At 75.4% G+C, this 19675-nt stretch carries 12 protein-coding genes and 1 pseudogene; 4 read left to right on the forward strand and 9 right to left on the reverse strand.

Annotated features, from left to right (window positions below; translation table 11 throughout):
- Window positions 1-19 precede the first annotated feature (19 nt).
- Entirely contained in the window at window positions 20-1864 is a 1845-nt protein-coding gene (gene sucB / locus ACGFI2_RS11265) for a 2-oxoglutarate dehydrogenase, E2 component, dihydrolipoamide succinyltransferase (protein ID WP_393514294.1), read from the reverse strand.
- 67 nt (window positions 1865-1931) lie between these two features.
- Window positions 1932-3323, reverse strand: coding sequence for a dihydrolipoyl dehydrogenase (gene lpdA / locus ACGFI2_RS11270; protein ID WP_393514297.1), 1392 nt, complete (start codon window positions 3321-3323; stop codon window positions 1932-1934).
- Window positions 3324-3500: 177 nt separating this feature from the next.
- Between lpdA and ACGFI2_RS11275 the strand changes: the two genes are divergently transcribed.
- Window positions 3501-3830 carry a hypothetical protein gene (locus ACGFI2_RS11275; RefSeq protein ID WP_393514300.1) on the forward strand — a complete coding sequence of 110 codons (330 nt, stop codon included), beginning with the start codon at window positions 3501-3503 and terminating at the stop codon, window positions 3828-3830.
- Window positions 3831-3930: 100 nt separating this feature from the next.
- Here the strand turns inward: ACGFI2_RS11275 and ACGFI2_RS11280 are convergent, their stop codons facing one another.
- Window positions 3931-5499: a leucyl aminopeptidase gene (locus ACGFI2_RS11280; protein WP_393514303.1), complete on the reverse strand. Its 1569-nt coding sequence runs from the start codon at window positions 5497-5499 to the stop codon at window positions 3931-3933.
- A 165-nt stretch (window positions 5500-5664) separates the two neighbouring features.
- Here ACGFI2_RS11280 and gcvT point away from each other — a divergent pair, with 165 nt between their 5' ends.
- The gene (gene gcvT / locus ACGFI2_RS11285) at window positions 5665-6789 is read left to right on the forward strand and encodes a glycine cleavage system aminomethyltransferase GcvT (protein ID WP_393514306.1); all 1125 of its coding nucleotides are present in this window, start codon (window positions 5665-5667) and stop codon (window positions 6787-6789) included.
- 10 nt (window positions 6790-6799) lie between these two features.
- On the opposite strand, the gene ACGFI2_RS11290 is transcribed toward gcvT, so the two are convergent.
- The 4 genes and pseudogenes from ACGFI2_RS11290 to ACGFI2_RS11305 all read right to left on the reverse strand — a co-directional run.
- A complete protein-coding gene (locus ACGFI2_RS11290; protein WP_393514309.1) occupies window positions 6800-8089 on the reverse strand; it encodes a DUF2314 domain-containing protein in 1290 nt (429 codons plus the stop codon).
- A 60-nt stretch (window positions 8090-8149) separates the two neighbouring features.
- Window positions 8150-8923 carry an adenosylcobinamide-GDP ribazoletransferase gene (locus ACGFI2_RS11295; RefSeq protein WP_393514312.1) on the reverse strand — a complete coding sequence of 258 codons (774 nt, stop codon included), beginning with the start codon at window positions 8921-8923 and terminating at the stop codon, window positions 8150-8152.
- A complete protein-coding gene (locus ACGFI2_RS11300) occupies window positions 8913-10943 on the reverse strand; it encodes a bifunctional adenosylcobinamide kinase/adenosylcobinamide-phosphate guanylyltransferase (protein WP_393514315.1) in 2031 nt (676 codons plus the stop codon). The genes ACGFI2_RS11295 and ACGFI2_RS11300 overlap by 11 nt, the downstream gene beginning before the upstream one ends.
- Window positions 10944-11411: 468 nt before the next feature.
- Window positions 11412-12764, reverse strand: a pseudogene (locus ACGFI2_RS11305) (protein kinase); the annotation flags it as partial.
- Between the two features lie 114 nt (window positions 12765-12878).
- Here ACGFI2_RS11305 and ACGFI2_RS11310 point away from each other — a divergent pair.
- Complete coding sequence (locus ACGFI2_RS11310; protein WP_393514318.1) at window positions 12879-13079, forward strand: hypothetical protein; 201 nt, start codon at window positions 12879-12881, stop codon at window positions 13077-13079.
- Window positions 13076-13873 carry a site-2 protease family protein gene (locus tag ACGFI2_RS11315; protein WP_393514321.1) on the forward strand — a complete coding sequence of 266 codons (798 nt, stop codon included), beginning with the start codon at window positions 13076-13078 and terminating at the stop codon, window positions 13871-13873. Before ACGFI2_RS11310 ends, ACGFI2_RS11315 begins: the two co-directional genes overlap by 4 nt.
- Window positions 13874-13919: 46 nt before the next feature.
- On the opposite strand, the gene ACGFI2_RS11320 is transcribed toward ACGFI2_RS11315, so the two are convergent.
- Both ACGFI2_RS11320 and ACGFI2_RS11325 read right to left on the reverse strand, forming a co-directional pair.
- Window positions 13920-14918 (reverse strand): aldo/keto reductase family protein, encoded by a 999-nt coding sequence (locus ACGFI2_RS11320; RefSeq protein ID WP_393514323.1) that lies wholly within the window; start codon window positions 14916-14918, stop codon window positions 13920-13922.
- Between the two features lie 51 nt (window positions 14919-14969).
- Window positions 14970-19628 (reverse strand): WG repeat-containing protein, encoded by a 4659-nt coding sequence (locus ACGFI2_RS11325; RefSeq protein ID WP_393514326.1) that lies wholly within the window; start codon window positions 19626-19628, stop codon window positions 14970-14972.
- Between the last annotated feature and the right edge of the window lie 47 nt (window positions 19629-19675).

Here is a 19675-nt window from a genome sequence, read left to right on the forward strand (position 1 = left end):
CTTCGGTGTGCCTGAGGCGTCAGAGACCCAGTTCGGCCTCGAAGTTACCGGCCTCCAGCCGCTCCTTGACCGAGGTCAGGAAGCGGGCGGCGTCGGCGCCGTCGATCAGCCGGTGGTCGTACGACATGGCCAGGTAGACCATCGACCGGACCGCGATGACCTCGCCCAGCTCCGGGTCGTTGACCACGACCGGGCGCTTCACCACGGCGCCCGTGCCGAGCATCGCCGACTGCGGCGACGGCACGATCGGGGTGTCGAAGAGCGCGCCCCGGCTGCCGGTGTTGGTGAGCGTGAACGTCGCGCCGGCCATCTCGTCCGGCGTGATCTTGTTGGCCCGGGTGCGCTCGGCCAGGTCGGCGATCCGCTTGGCGATGCCGCCCATGTTGAGGTCACCGGCGTTGTGGATGACCGGCACGAGCAGCCCGCGCTCGGTGTCCACCGCGATGCCGAGGTGCTCGGCGGCCGGGTAGGTGATCGTCCCGCCGTCCAGGTCCATGCTGGCCTGGATGATCGGGTGGGTCTGCAGCGCCTCGATCGCGGCCAGGGCGAAGAACGGCAGGAAGGACAGCTTCACGCCGTGCTTGGCCTGGAACGAGTCCTTGGCCCGGGCCCGCAGCTTGGCGACCTTGGTGACGTCGACCTCGACGACCGTGGTCAGCTGCGCCGTCTCGTGCAGCGACTGCTGCATCCGCTTGGCGATGGTCGCCCGGATCCGCGGCAGCTTCTCCGTGGTGCCCCGCTTGGCGCTCGGCTCCGGCTTGGCGGCCGGCTGGGCCGGCGCCTTGGCGGCGGCCGGCTCGGCGGCGGGTGCCGGCGCGGCCTTGGCGGCCTTCGCCTTCTCGGCCGCCTCCAGCACGTCCTGCTTGCGGATCCGGCCACCCACGCCGGTGCCGTTGACCGAGCCCAGCTCGACGCCGTGCTCGGCGGCGAGCTTGCGGACCAGCGGCGTCACGTAACCGGCGGCCTCCTCGCCGCCGCCGACCTGGGCGGGAGCGGTCGGTCGCTGCGGCGCGGCGGCCGGCGCGGCCGGCTGGGCCTCCTGCTCGGCCCGGGCAGGCTGCGCGGCCTGCTCCGCCTCGGCGGCCGGCTCGTTGTAGGACATGCCGGGGGTCGGCTCCTCGACCTTGGGCTCGGGCTTCGCCTCCGCCTTGGGCTCCGGCTTCGCCTCCGCCTCGGGCTTCGGCTCCGCCTTCGGCTGCGACGGCGCGCCGCCGGCCGCACCGACGATCGCCAGCACGCCACCGACCTCGGCGGTCTCGTCCTCGGCGACCTTGATCTCCAGCACGGTGCCGGCGACCGGCGACGGGATCTCGGTGTCCACCTTGTCGGTGGAGACCTCCAGCAGCGGCTCGTCCACCTCGACGGTCTCGCCGACCTGCTTGAGCCAGCGGGTGACCGTACCCTCGGTGACGCTCTCGCCCAGGGCCGGCATGGTCACCGGGGTGCCCTCGCCCGACGACGCGGCGGGCTGGGCCGGCTCCTCGACGGCCGGCTGCTCGGCCTCGGCGCCGGGCTCCGCGGCGGCCTGCGCCGCCTGCTCCGGCTCGGGGCCGGTGCCCTCGGCGGCGGCGGTCGGCTCGGTGGCCGGCTCGACCTCCTCCTTCGGGGCGCCGCCGGCGTCCTCGCCCTCACCGGCGATGACCGCCAGCTCGCTGCCGACCTCGGCGGTCTCGTCCTCGCCGACCACGATCCGGCTCAGCACGCCCGCCGCGGGCGACGGGATCTCGGTGTCGACCTTGTCGGTCGACACCTCCAGCAGGGGCTCGTCGACCTCGACGGTGTCACCCTCCTGCTTGAGCCAGCGCGTGACGGTGCCCTCGGTGACGCTCTCGCCGAGCCGGGGCATGGTGACCGATACCGGCATGTTCTCCAGACTCCTTTGTTCCCCTGGTGGGATCATCGCCCGTCGCCGGACGCCGCGGTTGTCGTGGTCAGTTGTGCGCGTGCAGCGGCTTGCCGGCCAGGGCCAGGTGCGCCTCGCCCAGGGCCTCGTTCTGGGTCGGGTGGGCGTGCACGAGCTGCGCCACCTCGGCCGGGTAGGCCTCCCAGTTGTAGATGAGCTGGGCCTCGCCGATCAGCTCGCCGACCCGCGCGCCGACCATGTGCACGCCGACCACCGGACCGTCGTCCACCCGGACCAGCTTCACGTGGCCGGTGGTCTTGAGGATCTGGCTCTTGCCGTTGCCGCCCAGCGGGTAGTTGTAGGTCTTGACCTTGTCGGCGCCGTACTGCTCCTTGGCCTTCGCCTCGGTCAGGCCGACCGACGCCAGCTCGGGGTCGCAGTAGGTGACACGCGGGATGCCGACCTCGTCGATCACGGCCGGGGTCTTCCCGGCGATCTCCTCGGCGACGAAGATGCCCTGCTGGAAGCCGCGGTGCGCGAGCTGCAGGCCGGGCACGATGTCGCCGACCGCGTAGACGTTCGGCACGCTGGTGCGTAGCCGCTCGTCGGTCAGCACGTAGCCGCGGTCCATCTTGACGCCCTGCTCCTCGTAGCCGAGGTTGGCGGTGTTCGGGCCGCGACCGACGGCGACCAGCAGCAGCTCGGCCTCGACCGTGTCGCCACCGGAGATGGTCAGCTTGACGCCCTTGTCGGTCTTCTCGACCTTCTCGAACGGCTTGCCGACCTTGAAGTTGATCTTCCGCTTGCGGAACGCCCGCTCCAGCGCCTTCGACGACTCCTCGTCCTCGGCGGCGACCAGGCGGGGCAGCGCCTCGACGATGGTCACGTCGACGCCGAAGGACTTCCAGACGCTGGCGAACTCGACGCCGATGACGCCGCCGCCGAGCACGATCGCCGAGGACGGGATCCGGTCCATGGTGAGCGCGTGGTCGCTGGTGATGATCCGCTCGCCGTCGACCTCCAGGCCGGGCAGGCTCTTCGCGTACGAGCCGGAGGCCAGGACCACGTTGCGGCCGGTGTAGCGCTTGCCGTCGACCTCGACCACGTTCCTGCCGACCAGCTTGCCGGCGCCGGCCACGAAGGTGATCTTCTTGGCGCTGCCCACCAGGCCCTGGAGGCCCTTGTAGAGGCGGGCGATCACGCCGTCCTTGTACGAGTTGACCGCCGCCATGTCGATGCCCACCAGCTCGGCCTTCACGCCGAACTGCTCGGACTCGCGGGTCTGGTCGGCGATCTCGGCGGCGTGCAGCAGCGCCTTGGTGGGGATGCAGCCGTTGTGCAGGCAGGTGCCGCCGAGCTTGCCCTTCTCGATGAGCGCGACGGACAGATCCAGCTGGGCGGCACGCAGCGCCGCCGCGTAGCCGCCGCTACCACCTCCGAGGATGACGATGTCGAAGGTCGTGTCGTTCGGCTCGCTCACATCCAACTCCCAGGTCGCGTCGCTGCATCGGGGGTTACGGCGGGGTAACAGGCACACCCCACCTCGGTCATCTTGTCACCACCGGCGGCCGAGCGCGTACCGAGGTGCCCAACGACACGTCGGCGACACGTACTCTTGGCATCGTCTTCGATGACGTCCGGGGGAGGAGTGGGTCCGGTGGCGCTGTTCCGACGACGCAAGCAGGTGGGCGCGGTGAGCCGCGACCGCACCGCGGATCGCGCCGATCTGGACCATCTTGAGAACTTCGTTCGCACCCGGCGGGGCGTCGAGGCCTACCTGGAACCACGGACGACGGTCACCGAGACCACCGTCATCCTGATCGCCGACGACGGCGAGTGGACCCGACGGCGGGTCGGCAGCCCGGAGGACGCCCGGCGCTGGGCCCACCGGACCGCCATCCCGATCTACGACGTGCGCCTGATGGGCTACCCGCAGCGGATGCGCGACTACAACGAGCGCCGCAAGCGCCGTCCCGAGCTGTTCTGAGCCCCTGGGAGGGCTCTCACGGCAAGAGTGGCCATTCTCCGCTGAATGGCCACTCTTGCCGTGAACCTGCGCGCCCCCCGGGGAGTGCGCGCGGGGTGGGTCAGCCGTTGGCGGCCACGTCGTCGACCAGGTGGAGCAGGGTGCGGACGGGGACGCCGGTGCCGCCCTTGGTCCAGTAGCCGGTGGCCTCGCCCGAGTGGTAGCCGGGGCCGGCGATGTCGATGTGCGCCCACGCCACGTCGTCGGTGACGAACTCCCGCAGGAACACCCCGCCCTGCAACATGTGCCCGGCCCGGTCCATGCCGGCGTTGACCTGGGAGATGTCGGCGACGTCCGACTCCATGCCCTTGCGCACGTCGTCCGGCAGCGGCATCGGCCAGGCCGGCTCGCCGGTCGCGTCGCCGGCCACCCGGACCCGCTCGCACAGCTCCGGGGTGCCCATCACGCCGGCGATCCGCTTGCCCAGCGCGATCACCTGGCCGCCGGTCAGCGTCGAGGTCTCGAACAGGTAGTCCGCGCCGTCCTCGCACGCCCGCGCCATGGCGTCGGCCAGGATCATCCGGCCCTCGGCGTCGGTGTTGAGCACCTCCACCTTCTTGCCGTTGTACATGCTGATCACGTCGCCCGGCCGGTAGCTGGTGCCGGACGGCATGTTCTCCGCCATCGGCAGGTAGCCGGTGACGGTGACGGACGGCTTGAGCGCCGCCACCGCCAGCATGGTCGCGCCGACCGCCGCCGCGCCGGCCATGTCGGACTTCATCTCCCACATGCCCTGCGCCGGCTTGATCGAGATGCCGCCGGTGTCGAAGGTGATGCCCTTGCCGACCAGCGCGACCCGCTTGCCGCTGCCGCCACCGGCCGGGTTGTAGGTGAGCTTCACCAGCCGCGGCGGGGCCTCCGAGCCCTGGCCGACCGCGAGGATGCCGCCGTAGCCGCCGGCGGCCAGCGCCGCCTCGTCGAGCACCTCGACGGCCAGGCCGGCCTCCCGGGCGGCGGACGCCACGGCGTCGGCGAACGCCGGCGGGCGCAGCTCGTTCGGGGCGGTGTTGACCCAGTCCCGGCTGGCCCGCACCGCGCCGGCCACCGCCTGCGCCCGGGCCACCTCGGCCTGGGCGGTCGCGTCGGCCGCGTCCGGCACCGCGACCAGCACCTCGGCCACCGGCTCGCGCCGGGCCGGCTGCGGCTTGGTCTTGTAGCCGGCGAACCGGTAACCGCCGAGCAGCGCGCCCTCGGCGACCGCGCGCAGCGCGGCCGGGGCGTCGGCGTCGTCCGGCAGCGGCAGCGCGAGGGCGACCCGCGGCGCGCCGGCCAACGCCCGGACCGCCGCGCCGGCCGCCCGACGCAGGGACTCGGGGGCCGGAGCGGCGCCCGAGGGCTCCGCGCCGAGCCCGACGGCGACGACCACCGGGGCGGTCACCGTGCCCAGCGTGGCCAACTTGATCACCTCGCCCGGGCCACCTGTCGCGCCGAGCAGGGCCAGCGTCGCAGTCAGCTTTCCGTCGAACGCGGCGGCGATGCTCTCCGCGCCGCTGGCCAGGAGCAGGGCGTCGGCGGGTGCGCCGTGGCCCGGTTCGGTGGTCTGGCTGTGCACGCCGATCACGATCGCGTCGACGGCGAGTTCGGCGGGGTCGGTGTCGACCAGGCTGAGGGTGGTGCGGGGCGATGTCACGAAAGCTACTCCGGGCGGGCCGGGCCGGCCGCATCTTCGCGTACCGGCGATGAAGGTCTCTCCGGCGGCAACCTACCCGCCGGAAGCGTGGCTGTCCCGCCGATGCGAGTCGACGGGATCCCGCCGATGCTAACCACCGTGGTCCCGGCCGGTAAGTTGCCACCCATGACCGAGGTGACCTCCGACGCCGCCGAGACCCGGCTGCGCCGCTCCCCGCTGCACGAGCGACACAGCGCGCTCGGCGCAAAATTCGCCCCCTTCGGCGGCTGGCAGATGCCGCTCGAGTACGCCGGTGGCGGCGTGCTGAAGGAGCACACGGCCGTGCGGACCGGGGTGGGCGTCTTCGACGTCTCGCACCTGGGCAAGGTCCGGGTCGCCGGGCCCGGCGCGGCCGACTTCGTCAACGCCTGCCTCACCAACGACCTCGGCCGGATCGCGCCCGGCCAGGCCCAGTACACGCTCTGCTGCGACGACGCGACCGGCGGCGTGGTGGACGACATCATCGCCTACCTGCACGCCGACGACCACGTCTTCCTGGTGCCCAACGCGGCGAACACCGCCGAGGTGACCCGTCGGCTGCGCGCCGCCGCGCCGGGCGGCGTGACCGTCACCGACGAGCACGAGGCGTACGCGGTGCTCGCGGTCCAGGGGCCCGGCTCGGCGGACCTGCTCGCCGCGCTCGGGCTGCCCACCGGGCACGACTACATGAGCTTCTCCACCGCCGGTCTGGCCGGGTTCGAGCTGACCGTCTGCCGGACCGGCTACACCGGCGAGCTGGGCTACGAGCTGGTCGTGCCGGCCGAACACGCGGTCGCCGCCTGGGACGCGATCTTCGCCGCCGGACCCGAGGTGCGCGCCTGCGGCCTGGCCGCGCGGGACACGCTGCGCACCGAGATGGGCTACCCGCTGCACGGGCAGGACCTCTCCCCGGAGATCACCCCGGTGCAGGGCCGCTCCGGCTGGGCGGTGGGCTGGGACAAGCCGGCCTTCTGGGGCCGGGACGCGCTGCGCGCCGAGAAGGCCGCCGGCCCGGCCCGTACGCTGCGCGGCCTCACCGCGGTCGACCGGGCCATCCCGCGCCCCGGCATGACCGTGCACGCCGGCGACCGGCAGGTCGGTGTGGTCACCAGCGGCACGTTCAGCCCGACGCTCAAGCACGGCGTGGCGCTCGCCCTGGTCGACACCGACCCGAAGCTGCCCGACGGCGAGGAACTGGAGGTGGACATCCGTGGCCGCCGCGCCCGGATGCGCCTGACGAAGCCGCCGTTCGTCCAGCCCTCGGTGCGCTGACCGGCCCGGGTCAGCCCTCGCCGCGCTCGCCGGCGTCGAGGACGGCCTGGGTCCAGCCACCCTCCAGCACGCCGGTGCCGTCCAGGACCGCCCAGTCGACCACGTCGGACGCCTCCACCACGACCGGCGAGCCGATCCGCACGCTCGGGTCGCTGTTGGCGTCGGTGGCGCTCGCGCCGACGATCCGCTCCGGGGCGTCCCACGAGGTCACACCGGCCCAGACGTACTCCGGGCCCTCGTCGCCGGGCAGCCCGTACTTGACCACGAGCTGGCTCTCCTCCGGCAGCCCGCCGGCCAGGAACCGGGCCCGGATGTCGCCCAGCGCCGACCGGGCGGTCGCCACCGCCCGGCTCATCGCGTCTCCCGTGCGGGTGTAGCGGACGTCGGGCTGGATGCCGTTGAACAGCGTCGCGCAGGCGGCGGCGAAGTAGCGGCCGGGCGGCCCGGGATGCCCGGGCGGCGGGTTCAGGCTGAGGAACGAGTCGGCGTCCGGGTCGGTGGCCGGGTCCAGCTCCAGGCGCAGCAGGACCGGCGCCGTCGCACCGTGCTGCTCCGGATTGCCGTACGCGACCGCGATGTCGTGCCCGGTCACCGTGGCCAGCACCGGAAGCTGCACGAACGCGGGTACCTCCTCGCCGGCCAGCCCGTCGGTCCAGTCCCGCAGCAGCCGCCGGGCCGCCCCGGTCATCACCGCGCCCCAGGCCCGGGTGAGGTGGTCCGGCACGCCCTGGGCCTGCAACTCCAGCAGCCCGAACCGGCGCAGCCCCTTGGTGGTGAACCAGAGCCCGTCGGCGTCGGAGGAGTAGGGCACCAGCACCCAGTCGACCAGCCGGATCCGGCCGTGCTCGTCCGGCAGCGAGCGCAGCGCGGCCGCCGGGTCGAGGAACTGGAGGCCGAACACGTCCACCACGTCCCCGCCGACCGTCTCGGCGACCGCCGCGGCGACCGCCCGGGCCGCCCACTCGTGCGCCGGCGGCCAGCCCGGCCGGTATTCGGCCTGCACCACCACCAGGTGGGTGGCGGCGGCCAGCCGGGCCAGCTGCTCCTCGGTCGCCCCGAACGCGGCGAGCAGGTCCGGCGGCAGCTCGGGGAACTCGTCGACGGTGCGGGTGTCCACGCTCATCAGAGGGCTGTCCAGCATCTGCTTGGCCAGCCCGTGCACGGGCGCGGCCAGCCGGCCGGCCAGCCCTTCCACCGCCGTCTTCGGGCTGACCCGGGGCAGCCCCTCGATCGGCACCAGGTAGGTCGCGTCGAGCGACTCCGGCACCGGTACGGGCAGGAAGTCGTCCGTGATCAGCATCCGTCCCCCTCGACCGCGCCGTGCACTCACCCGAACGCTACCCGCCCGACCGGGTGACGATCAGCCGGTCAGCACCAGTCCCAGGTAGGACAGCGTGGTGACGACCTCCACCAGGGCCCCGAGGACGTCGCCGGTGATGCCGCCGAAGCGGCGTACCAGGTGCCGCAGGAGCCCGACCGCGACGGCGAGCGAGGCGAGCACGGCGAGCGGCCCCTGCCACGGGCGGCCCGGCACCGCGGGCGCGGCCAGCAGCGCCACGGCGAGCGCGCCGAGCCCCAGGGCGCCCCACCCCACCGTGCCGGCCACCAGCGCGCCCAGGCCGTCCGGCCGGGCTGCCGGCACGCCGCGACGGCAGGCCAGGCCGGCGGCCAGCCGGCCGGCCGCGGTGGCCGCGACCACCGCGGCGAGCGCCGCCGGCGCGTCCCGCCCGGCCAGCTCCGCCAGCACGGCGGTCTGGAGCAGGAGTACGACCACCAGCGCGACCACCCCGAAGGGGCCGACGTCCGGCTGTTTCATGATTTCCAGCGCGGCCGGCCCGCGCCGGTACGAGCCGAGCGCGTCCACGGTGTCGGCCAGCCCGTCCAGGTGCAGGCCCCGGGTGAGCAGCGCGCCGAGCCCGACCGTGACCCCGGCGGCGACCAGCGGCGGGGCGAGCGCCCCGGCCAGCAGCAGCGCCCCGCCGAGCACCGCGCCGAGCAGCGCGCCGACCGCCGGCGCCAGCGCCATCGCGGTGCCGGCCGTGGCCCGGTCGACCCGGCCGGCGCGTACCGGCGCGGTGGTGAACGTGGTCAGCGCCAGCCGGACGCCGTCGGCGAGCCGGGGCTCAGTCGGCACGGCGGCCGGGCGACACCGGCTCGTCGGAACCGGTGGTGGTCGGTCCCGGCCCGGCCGGCTCCGGCTCGGCGAAGTCCGGCTCGTCCGCCCGGGCGGCCGGTCCCGGCCCGGCCGGCTCGGGCTCGGCGTAGCTCTCCTCCTCGGCGCCGCCCAGCGACGGGTGCGTCGGCAGGGTGGCGGCGAGCGTGAGCGCCGAGCGCAGCAACGGCAGGGCGGCCAGCGCGGTCGCCCCCTCGCCCAGGTCGAGGCGGAGGTCCAGCAGCGGGGTCAGGCCGAGCACGTCGGCGGCGAGCCGCACGCCGGGACGGCCGCCGTGGTCGGGCAGCAGGCACCAGTGCCGGGCCTGTCCGGCCAGGTCGCGGCTGACCATGCCGGCGGCGGTGCCGACCGGGCCGTCGAGCAGCACCGGGACCCGCCGGGCGGTGGCGCCGAGCAGCACGCCGGTGGCCATCGCGATGTCACCGCCGCCCAGCTCGGCCAGGATGTCCTTGGCCTCCCGGGGGGAGCGCCGGGTGCGGTGCAGGGCGTCCCGGACGGCCGCGCAGCGGACCATCCAGGCGTTGTCGTCGATCTCGCCCTGCTCGGTCACCACCCGGCCGAGCACCGCCGGTGGCTCCGCGCCGGCGGTGGCCGCCAGCACGGCCGCGGCGGCGGCCTCGGCGCCGGCCCCGCAGGACGCCAGGACCAGCAGGTGTACGCCGGCGTCGGCGGCCTGCTCGGCCAGCCGCCAGCCGTAGCGCAGCGCCGCCTCGACCTGGTCGGCGTCCAGCGCCGGCCCGTCCTCGAACGGCGCCGAGACGGGCGCCTCGACGACCTGGAGGCTGGCGCCGTTCTCGGCGGCCAGCCGGGCCAGCGCGCCCCGGCCGGCGCGGGCCTGCCGGGCGCGGCGGGCCGACTCGCCGGGCGCCGCGCCGGCGGACGCCCCGCCTTCGTGGTCGCCGTGCAGCAGCAGCACCCGGACCGTGTCCCACGGGCGTGGGGTCGACGAGCCCTGGGTGGCGGCGGCGAAGCCGACCACCTGTTCCAGCACGCCGAGGCCGGCGCCGGGGAGGTCCAGGGTGGCGAGCCGGTCGACCGCCTGCGGGCCGGTGTAGTCGTCCGGCATCGGCAGTTCCATGCCGGGCTGGATGACCAGGCCGGTGGCGATCATCGGCAGCGCCATGGTGGGCGCCGCCCAGTCCCCGTCGCCTGCCGGGCCGGCGGACGGCGGGGCCGGCGCCGGGCTCGCGGTCGGGGTGAGCACCTCCGGCAGCGGCGCGTCCGGCGCGGCGCTCTCCGGCCGACGCCCGGTGGACGCGGCCGGTTGGTCGAGCCCGGCCCAGGCGGGGGTGTCCGCCCCTGCCGGCGCGGCCTCGACCGGCTGTGCCGGCACGCCGAGCACGGACTGCGCCGGCGTGGTCTGGCCCGGCTGCGCGTGCGGCGCCGACGTGGCGTGGCGTGGCTGAGCCGGTGCGGCGTGGGTGTGCGGGGTCGAGGCGGGCTTGAGCCAGGCGGTCTGCCCGGCCACCACGAGCGCGACCGCGTCGCAGGCGTCGGCCACCGCCCGGTTGGTCGCGCCCAGCGCGTCGGTGAACGCCCGGCCCAGCGGCGTGGTGGGCACCAGCGACAGCCCGACCTCGGGGCTGACCAGCACCAGGCGTGCCTCGCTGGCCCGCACCGCCGAGGCCAGCTCGGCGATGGTGGCGGTGTCGTCGGCCGGCTGGTGGGCGGGGTCGAGCAGCACGGTCACCCAGCCGCCCAGGTCGTCCACGAGCAGCGTGTCGTTCGGGCCGGCGGCGGCGATCACCTCGGCCAGCCGGCCCGGATCCGCCGCCGTCTCCTCGGTGGTCCAGCTCCCCGGCCGTCGGGCCCGGTGCGCCGCGAGGCGGGCCGCCCACTCGGTGTCCTCCGGGTCCCCGGCGGGGGCGGTGGCCACGTAGCGGACCATGGGCGCGTCGGCGACCAGCGACTCGGCGAACCCGGACTTGCCGGAGCGGATACCGCCGAGCACCAGGAGGGTGTGCCACCCGTCAACGGACATGCCCGTACCTTAGTTCTCCCGTCGCCACCCCGCCCCACCACCTCCCAGCGCCGATCTTGCGATTGCGGCCCCCGGAATGCCGGAAGTTACCGTTTCGTCGGGGCGGTGACCGCAAGATCGCGGGGCGTGGCCCGCGGCTCAGTCGCAGTGCTCGAACGGGCTCGTGTAGGTGGCGCCGGCGGTCGAGCCGCCCCACTTCACGCAGACGCCGGCGGCGGTGGCGCGCACCGGGCCGGCGTAGTAGCGGAATCCGCCACTCTCGGTCTGCCGGCCCTTGCCCTTGACCTGCAGGAAGGTGGTGACGGTGGTGACCTGCCCGAGGTCGGCGTCCTTGAGCGTCACCACGCAGTGGGTCCCGGCCGCGTTGCTGTGGAGCAGGTAGACCCGTCCCTGCGGGACCCCGCGCGCGGTCAGCGTGGCCGAGTCGATCACCCGGTAGCCGGCGCCGCACACCTGGGCGGGGGTGTACGGGTTCGACTCCGGCGCCGCCGTCGGGCTCCCGGTCGGCGTGGACGCACCGGGGCTCGGCGTCGGCTCGCCGCCGGCCGGGTCACCGGTGGGTGGCACGGACCGGCTCGGCGTGGCCGACGGCGGCCGGCCGGACCGCCCGGTACGACTCGCGTCCGGCGTCACCGACCCGGCGACGCTCGGAGTTGCCGGCCCCACCGAGCCGGGGCTCGCGGACTCCCCGGCAACCGTGCCCGGCCCCGGAGCCGGTCCCGGTTCGTCGGGGGAGCGGAGCAGCGCCACGGTCACCGCGGTCAGCACCGCGACCAGCGCCATGCCGGCCGCCCCGCCCAGCGCCGTCGTCCGCCGTCCGGGGCGTGCCGACGTCTCCCGCGCCGCCGGCGCGTCCCCCGGTCCGGACGCCGGCGGGGCCGGCGGTCCGGACGCCGTCCGATCGGACGGCGTGGCGGGACGCCCCGGCTCGGGTGTGGTCGGGCCGCTCACCGCCCACGGCGGGCGCGGCGGGACCGGCACGTTCGCAAGCGTGGCGTCCCGGGCGTCCCGCGCGCCCTCGGCCAGCGCCGCAGCGGTCGGGAAGCGGTCGCGCGGGATCTTCGCCAGCGCTCGCCGGACCACCTCGACCACCGCCGGGGGCGTGGCCGGAGGCAGCGGCGGCGGCTCGTCCTCCACGTGCCGCATCGCCACCTGGACCGGGTGGTCACCGTCGAAGGGTGGTCGGCCGGCCAGGCAGAAGTACGTCACCGCGCCGAGCGCGTAGACGTCGGTGGACGGCGAGACGGGCTGGCCGGAGGCCTGCTCCGGCGACATGTACGAGGCGGTGCCGAGCACCATGTGGGCGGCGGTGATGCCGGCCATGGTGCGGGCCCGGGCGAGGCCGAAGTCGACGAGGACCACCGTGCCGTCCCGCTTGATCAGCAGGTTTCCCGGCTTCACGTCGCGGTGCACGATGCCGGCGAGATGGGCGGCGTGCAGCGCCTGCGCGGCCTGCGTCACCACCGACATGGTGGAGGCCGGGTCGAGCCGGCCGGCCTGCCGCACCCAGCTCGACAGCGGCTTCCCGTCCACGTACTCCATCACCAGGTAGCTGACCTGGCTGCCGTCGGCGAGCGTGGCGGCGCCGAAGTCGTGCACCTGCACGATGCCGGGGTGGCGCAGCGCGGCCAGCATCCGGGCCTCGGCGTGGAAGCGGGTGGTGAACTCCGGGTCGGCGAGCAGCGACGGCAGCATCAGCTTCACCGCGACGTCGCGATCCAGCAGCGTGTCCGCGCACTTCCACACGGCGCCCATGCCGCCGGTCGCGATGCGTTCGTCCAATCGGTAGCGGTCGCTGAGCACCACTCCTGAAGTCAGCACCGCGCCACCGTACCGGCCGCGTCCAGACGGCGGCGGGCCGTCGCGCGGCCGGCCGACTAGGCTTGCGAGGGTTTTGGCGTCCCACGGGGCGACGGCGGCGAGGGGAGACGCGGCATGGCGTGGAGCTGGCGGTACGAGGGCACGAACGGCGACCCGGTCGAGGGTCCGGGCGAGTCGTTCCCGAGTCAGGCGGACGCCGAGTCGTGGATCGGCCAGACCTGGCGGGAGCTCGCGACGTCCGGCGTCACCTCCGTCGCGCTGGTCGAGGACGACCGGGTGGAATACCGGATGAGCCTGCAGCCCCCGGCCGAATGACCGGCTACGACCGCCCGGGTGACCCGCTGGTCCTCGGCGTGCCCCGGGCGGCGTTCCGGCCGAGTCCGATCTTCCTGGCCCTGGTCGCGCTCTTCGTGGCCGGCGGCGCGATGACCTGGAACGGGTTCGGCAACGTCCGGTTCGACGTGTTCCTCTTCGTGGTCTCCGGCTGGCTGGTCTCGCTCTGCCTGCACGAGTACGCACACGCCGTGGTCGCGTACCGGGCCGGCGACCGGGACATCGCCCACCGCGGCTACCTGACGCTCAACCCGCTGAAGTACACCAGCCCGCTGCTGTCGATCGTGCTGCCGGTGGTGGTGGTGCTGCTCGGCGGCATCGGCCTGCCCGGCGGCGCGGTCTGGGTGGACCGGCACGCCATCCCCGGCCGGCTGCGGCACACCCTGGTCAGCCTGGCCGGGCCGGCCACCAACGTGCTGTTCACGCTGCTGCTGGTGGCGGCCGTGAGCTGGGGGCCGGCGCTGGGCGGGCCGCTGGAGTTCTGGGCCGGCGTCGGCCTGCTCGCGTTCCTCCAGCTCATGGCGAGCGTGCTCAACCTGCTGCCGGTGCCCGGACTGGACGGGGGCAACATGATCCAGCCCTGGCTCAGCCCCGCCTACCGCCGGATGTACGACCTGTTCGCCCCGTACGGATTCATCCTGCTCTTCGCGTTGCTGTGGAGCCCGCAGATCGGCGGCGTGTTCTTCGGCGGGGTGTTCGCGGTCGGCGACGCGCTCGGCCTCCCGCCGGACCTCTACCGCCTGGGGCTCTACCTGATCCGCTTCTGGCAGGGCTGACCCGGGCGTCCCCGGGCCGGCCACGCCGGCCCGGGGACGACTGGCGTCACGGACGCTGCGCCGGGCTCTCGGTCTTCGCCGGGTCCCGCTCGGTGACCGGCTCGACGATCTCGTCGATCGCCTTGAGCAGGCCGGCGTCGAGCTTCACACCGGCGGCCTTCACGTTGTCGTGCACCTGCTCGGGGCGGGACGCGCCGACGATCGCCGAGGCGACGTTCGGGTTCTGCAGCACCCAGGCGACGGCGAGCTGCGGCATGGTCAGCCCGGCCTGCTCGGCGATCGGCTTGAGCTGCTGCACCCGGGTGAGCACGTCGTCGGTGAGCCACCGGGCGATGAAGTTCGCGCCGGACTTCTCGTCGGTGGCGCGGGAGCCGGCCGGCGGCGGCTGGCCGGGCAGGTACTTCCCGGAGAGCACGCCCTGGGCCATCGGCGACCAGACGATCTGACCGACGCCCAGCTCCTCGCTGGCCGGGATCACCTCGGTCTCGATGACCCGCCACAGCATCGAGTACTGCGGCTGGTTGGAGATCAGCGGGATGCGCAGCTCGCGGGCGAGCGCGTGCGCCTCCCGCAACTGCGACGCCGTCCACTCGGAGACGCCGATGTAGTGCGCCTTGCCCGAGTGGACGACGTCGGCGAACGCCTCCATCGTCTCCTCCAGCGGCGTGCTGACGTCGTAGCGGTGGGCCTGGTAGAGGTCGACGTGGTCGGTCTGCAGGCGGCGCAGCGAGCCGTCGATCGACTCCATGATGTGCTTGCGGGACAGGCCGCGGTCGTTGCGGCCCGGCCCGGTCGGCCAGTACACCTTGGTGAAGATCTCCAGCCCCTCGCGGCGCTCGCCCTTCAGCGCCCGGCCGAGCACCGACTCGGCCCGGGTGCCGGCGTAGACGTCGGCGGTGTCGAAGGTGGTGATGCCGCTGTCGAGGGCGGCCCGGACGCAGGCGACCGCGGCGTCCTCCTCGACCTGCGAGCCGTGGGTGATCCAGTTGCCGTACGAGATCTCGCTGACCATCAGGCCGGAGCGGCCCAGGTGTCGGAATTCCATCCCTCGACCCTAGCCCCGCCCGCCGCGGAGCGCCCGCCGTGACTCCCCGGCTCAAAGCACCGGGCTGGTGTCGGCGAGCAGCCGGTCGATCTCCGCGGCCACCGCGGCGCGGCTCGGGTGCACCGGGTCGATCAGCGGCTCACCGCGCCGGTCCAGCGCGCCCCAGCGGCCCGTCTCGGTGGTGACCAGGAACGCCACCGGGTGGATCACCAGCGTCGGGTACGCCGGCGCCACCAGCACCCGTCCGCCGCGGTCCACCACGCCCCGGCGGCCGGCCAGCTCCACCACGGCCAGTCCGTCGGAGGTGAAGCCGTCCAGGTGCCGGCCGTCGGCCAGTGGCGCGCCGAGCCGGTGGTAGCGGGTGGGCACCACCACCTCGCCGGTGCGGTTCACCGCGCCCCAGCCGCCGTTCTGCCGTACCGGGGCGAGGCCGTTGCGGAACGGCCGGACCTCCTCGTACCCGGGCGGGATCTTCACGATGTTCATCCGGTCGACGGCCATCCACCGGCCCTTGCCGTCCATGGACACCCACGACAGCCCCTCCGCGAAGGGGCCCACCGCGCGGTAGCCGTTGTTCGCCTCGATCAACGCCGCCCCGGTGCTGTCGATCAGCGCCCAGCGGGACGCCTCGGGGCGGCGTACCCAGGCCATTCCCTCGTGGAACGGTTGCGCCTCGGCGTACCGGTGCGCGATGACCAGCTCGCCGTCGGCGTCCGCGTACCCCCAGAGCTGCTCGGAGTCGTCGAACGTCGCCACCGGGTACCGCGGGGTGCCGAGCACCTCCTCCCGACTCCGGGGCGGCGGACCGAAGCCGTCGCGCGCCGCCCGTTCCGCGACCGCGTCCAGCGCCGTCCCGGTCCGCGCGTTCAGCGCCGTGTCCTCGCCCTGACGCAGGTCCAGCGCCCGCTCGAAGTGCACGCACGCCTCGGTCAGCCGGCCCTGGTCGTAGCAGGAGCGCCCGGCGTGCTCGTGCAGCAACGCGCGCAGCCGGTCGGGCAGCTCCGGCGAGTTCGCCTCGGCGAAGAGCCGGTCGGCCTCCGCGTGCTCTCCCCGCCAGCGCAGCACCTCGGCGAGGCGCGCGCGGGCCAGCGAGGCCCGCCGCATCTCGCCGGTGGCCTCCGCGTACGTGACGGCCAGCCGCGCGTCGGCGACCGCGTCGTCCAGCTCACCGAGGATCCGGGACGCCACCGAGCGCAGGCTGAGCAGCCGGGCCCGGCTGCGATTGTCCAGCGCCGTGCCCAGCTTGCCGGTGAGGCCGGCCCGGATCTGGCGCAGCCGCTTCGGGTCGGGCGCCTCCTCGCGCAGCGTCCCCGGGTGCAGCCGCCAGTCGATGGAGGCCAGGGCCTGTTCCGGGTCCATCGGGGGCGCCGGGGCCGGTTCGTCGTCCGGCACGACCGCCCGGGTGTCACCCGTCAACCCCGACCCGGGGGTACGCGGGCGCGCCGGCCCGTCGCCGGCGGGCACGGCCGGCTTCGGCGCGATCGAGTCGTTCGAATTGGATTCGGCATCATGGCCGCTGTTCGAATGACCTTCGGGCGCGGCTGCGATCGTCGAGCTTGCTTCGGCCCTCGCGTCGTTGCTGCCGCCCGCGTCGGTGACCGCCACGCCGCTCAGGCCCGCTCCCGACGGGGTGGTGCCGGCCGGGCCGGTCTCCGTCCGTGCCGTACCGGTCGGATCTGTTCCGCTCGGGGCGTCATCGGTGAGGGCTGCGCTCGTCGAATCCGTCGTGCTCGGGATCGGGGTGGCCGGACCCGCCTCGGCTCGGATCTCACCGCCGTGGCCCACCGCCGGAGCCGAGCCGGTCGGCAGGTCGTCGGTCGGCGTAGGTCGCGGCGCGGCGGCGGATAGGACGTCGACCGTCGGCGCCGGTACGGGCCCGTCGAACACGGAGGCTGCTGCTGCCGGTGGCGTGGTGGGAGACGGTGCCGAGGTCGCGGCGGCCGGGAAGGTGTCCTGCGTGGCCGGCGCGGTGTCCTGCGTGGCCGGCGGCACGGAAGCCGCGGGCGGCTCGTCGTCGCTCACCGTGTGGGCCTCGCGGGCCGACTCGTCCTCGGTGGCCGTGCGGGCTGTTTCGTGGTGGGCGGTCGGGTGGGTCGCCAGCGCGGTGTCGGTCGGTGACGGCTCAGGTGTCCGGGGCTCGGCCGGCGGGCGCGCGTTCGGCACGGCGACCCCGGCCGCCGCCGCGGTGACGGATGCCGGTGGGTCGGCCTCGCCGGCGGAATCCGGGGCGTCCGCGCTGCCCTCACGTTGTCCGGTGGTCGTGGTCGCGGTGACGGTCGTCGCGGAGCCCTCGCCGCCGACGCCCGGACCGGCCGCGGTGGCGTCCCGCCGCGGGGCGGGCTCGGACGGCTCCGCGGCTGCGGAGCGGCCGGCGGGGTCCGTCGCGGTGACGTCGCCGGCGGTCGTACCCGCCGAGTCGTCCACGTCATGAGGTTCGTGGCGGCGGTCGTCGGACCATCTCGGCTCGACGGAGGCGCCCGGATCGACTGCGCCTGGATCGGCCGTCGCCCGACCGAGGCGGTCGGCGGACGTCACCGGAACGGCCGACGCGACCGGCTCGACCGCGTGGCTCGACCGGGCGTTGTCCCCGTCGTCGGGCTGGCCGGTCTCGCCCCGCCGGTCGCCCGGCTGCCCGGTCTCGAGGCGGTCCGCGCCCTCTGAGAGGGCCGGCGACGACCCGACGGCGGGGGCGCCGCCGCCCGGAGCCGGCGCGGCGATGTCCGTTTCGGAGGCCGCCGTCGCTTGGCTCGGCCGGAACCAGGCCTCCATGCCGTTGTCGGCCGCCGGGGAGGTCGAGCGCGACTCGTCCACCGGCCGCGGGTCGGCACCGGACCGTGCGCCGGCCCCGACCGGCGGGGCGGGCGCACGGTCCGGCGTGACCGGCGTGACCGGCGGAACGATCGTGACCGGCGGGGCAGGCGTGACTGGTGTGATCGGCGTGTGCGGCTGAGCCGGCGGGCGCGGCTGAGTCGGCGTGACCGGCTGAGCCGGCGTGACCGGCTGAGCCGGCGGGGCGGAGGTGGCCGGCGGGGGCGAGGGCGGCGTGACATGCGGCGTCCGGACCTCCGCGGCGCCGGTCCCGGCGGGCTGGACCGGGTCCTTCCCGGGTGTCCGGGCCGGCGAGGGGCCCGGGTAGGCGGGCGGCGCCGGGCGGCGGGCCTCGTCGTGCCGACCCGGCACCGGGGGTACCGGCCGTCGCGGCTCGTCCGGTTCGACCGGCGGTACGAGATGGAGTGGCCTGTCGCCGCGACGGGCTCGCTGGTACTCGTCGGGTCGGGTCGGCCACTGCTCCGGCCGGGGCCGGTGCTCGGGGGGCGCGACGGAGTCCGGCCGTCGCCCGTCCGGCTCCGGCTGCCGCCGGCCGGGTTCGGGACGGACGCCGGTCGTGGGTGGCCGAGTGGCCTCCGACTCGGGGCGTGGGCCGGCGTGGTCGGGTCGGGCGGCGGCCGGCCGGGCATCGCGCGAATCCGGACGGGCCCGGCCGACGCCGTCCCGCTCGGGGCGGTGACCGTCGGAGCGGTGACCGTCAGGGCGCAGAGCATCGGCCGGCTGGGTCGGGTGGCCGTCCGCGATCGGACGGCGGCGCTCGTCGGGCCGGTACGCGGCCGGCTCGGCGGGTCGCCGCCGCTCGATCACCGGCCACTCGCCCTGCGGCGGGTAGGTCCGGTCGCCCTGCGGCGGGTAGGTCCGGTCGCGCTGACCCTCCCACCGCTGGTCGGCGGGGCGCGGTGCGGCGTACCGGTCCGTGTCGGCGCGCTGCGGGGCACGGCCGTGCCCGGGGATCGGACGCTGGGTGTCGGCGTGGGCGGCGGCGTCCCGGTGCGGTGCGGCGTCCTCCCGACGGCCGACCGGCTCGTGCCGGTCCCCGTGGGGACGCGGGCCCGGGTCGCGCCAGCCGTCGCGGCGCGGCTCGCCGTGGGTGACCCGCCCGCGTTCCGCCGGGGCCCCGTCCTGGTCGCGCCGGTCGGTCGGCCGACCGGAGGCCCGCCGCTCCCGGTGGTCGTCGGGATCGGGGTCCTGCCAGCTGTCGACGTACGGCCCGTGCGTCTCGTCCGGGGTGAGCCCGCGCCGCTCGTCCGAGGGATGCTCGTGCCGCCCGTCGGCGGAAGGGGAACGACGGGGGTCGGGCGACGGGCTCCACCGCACGCGGGAGGCGGGCTCGCGTCCGTTCGTCGGGGCCTCGCGGTCGTCCGCCGGCCGGCGGCGCTCCGACCAGCCCGCGGCGGGTCGCGAGGTCTCGTTCGGTTCCGGCGCCCAGCCCGGCTCGATCGGCGCGGACCGGTACGACGTCCCCGCCGGGCGCGTCCAACGCTGGTCGAGCCGCTCGGGCGGGGCCTGTTGGCGTTGCGGATGCCGGCCCTCCGGGCCGGCGGGGCTGATCGGGTACGTCTCCGAGCCGGCCGGACTGACCGGGTACGTCCCGCGCTGGCTCGCCGGACTGACCGGGTACGTCCCACGAGGGCTCGCCGGGCTGATCGGGTAGGTCTCCGGGCCGGCGGGGCTGACCGGGTACGCGTCGTCGGGCGCGGGGCTGACCGGGCGTACCTCGGCGCGTCCGACCACGGTCCGGCGGCGCGGTGGGGGTGTCAGGTGCTCCAGGCCGATGTCGCCCGGGTAGCGCTGGCCGGGAAACTGCGGCTCCCACTCGTGGGTGGGCGCGAGGGCCCAGGCCGGTTCCGCCGGCTCGCGCCAGCTGCCCCAGCCACTCATCGGCAGCCCCTCCCGCCGGTCGCGCGGCGCGGCCCCGGAACCGGCTC

The sequence above is a fragment of the Micromonospora sp. NPDC049282 genome, assembly GCF_043197045.1.
GTDB lineage: Bacteria > Actinomycetota > Actinomycetes > Mycobacteriales > Micromonosporaceae > Micromonospora.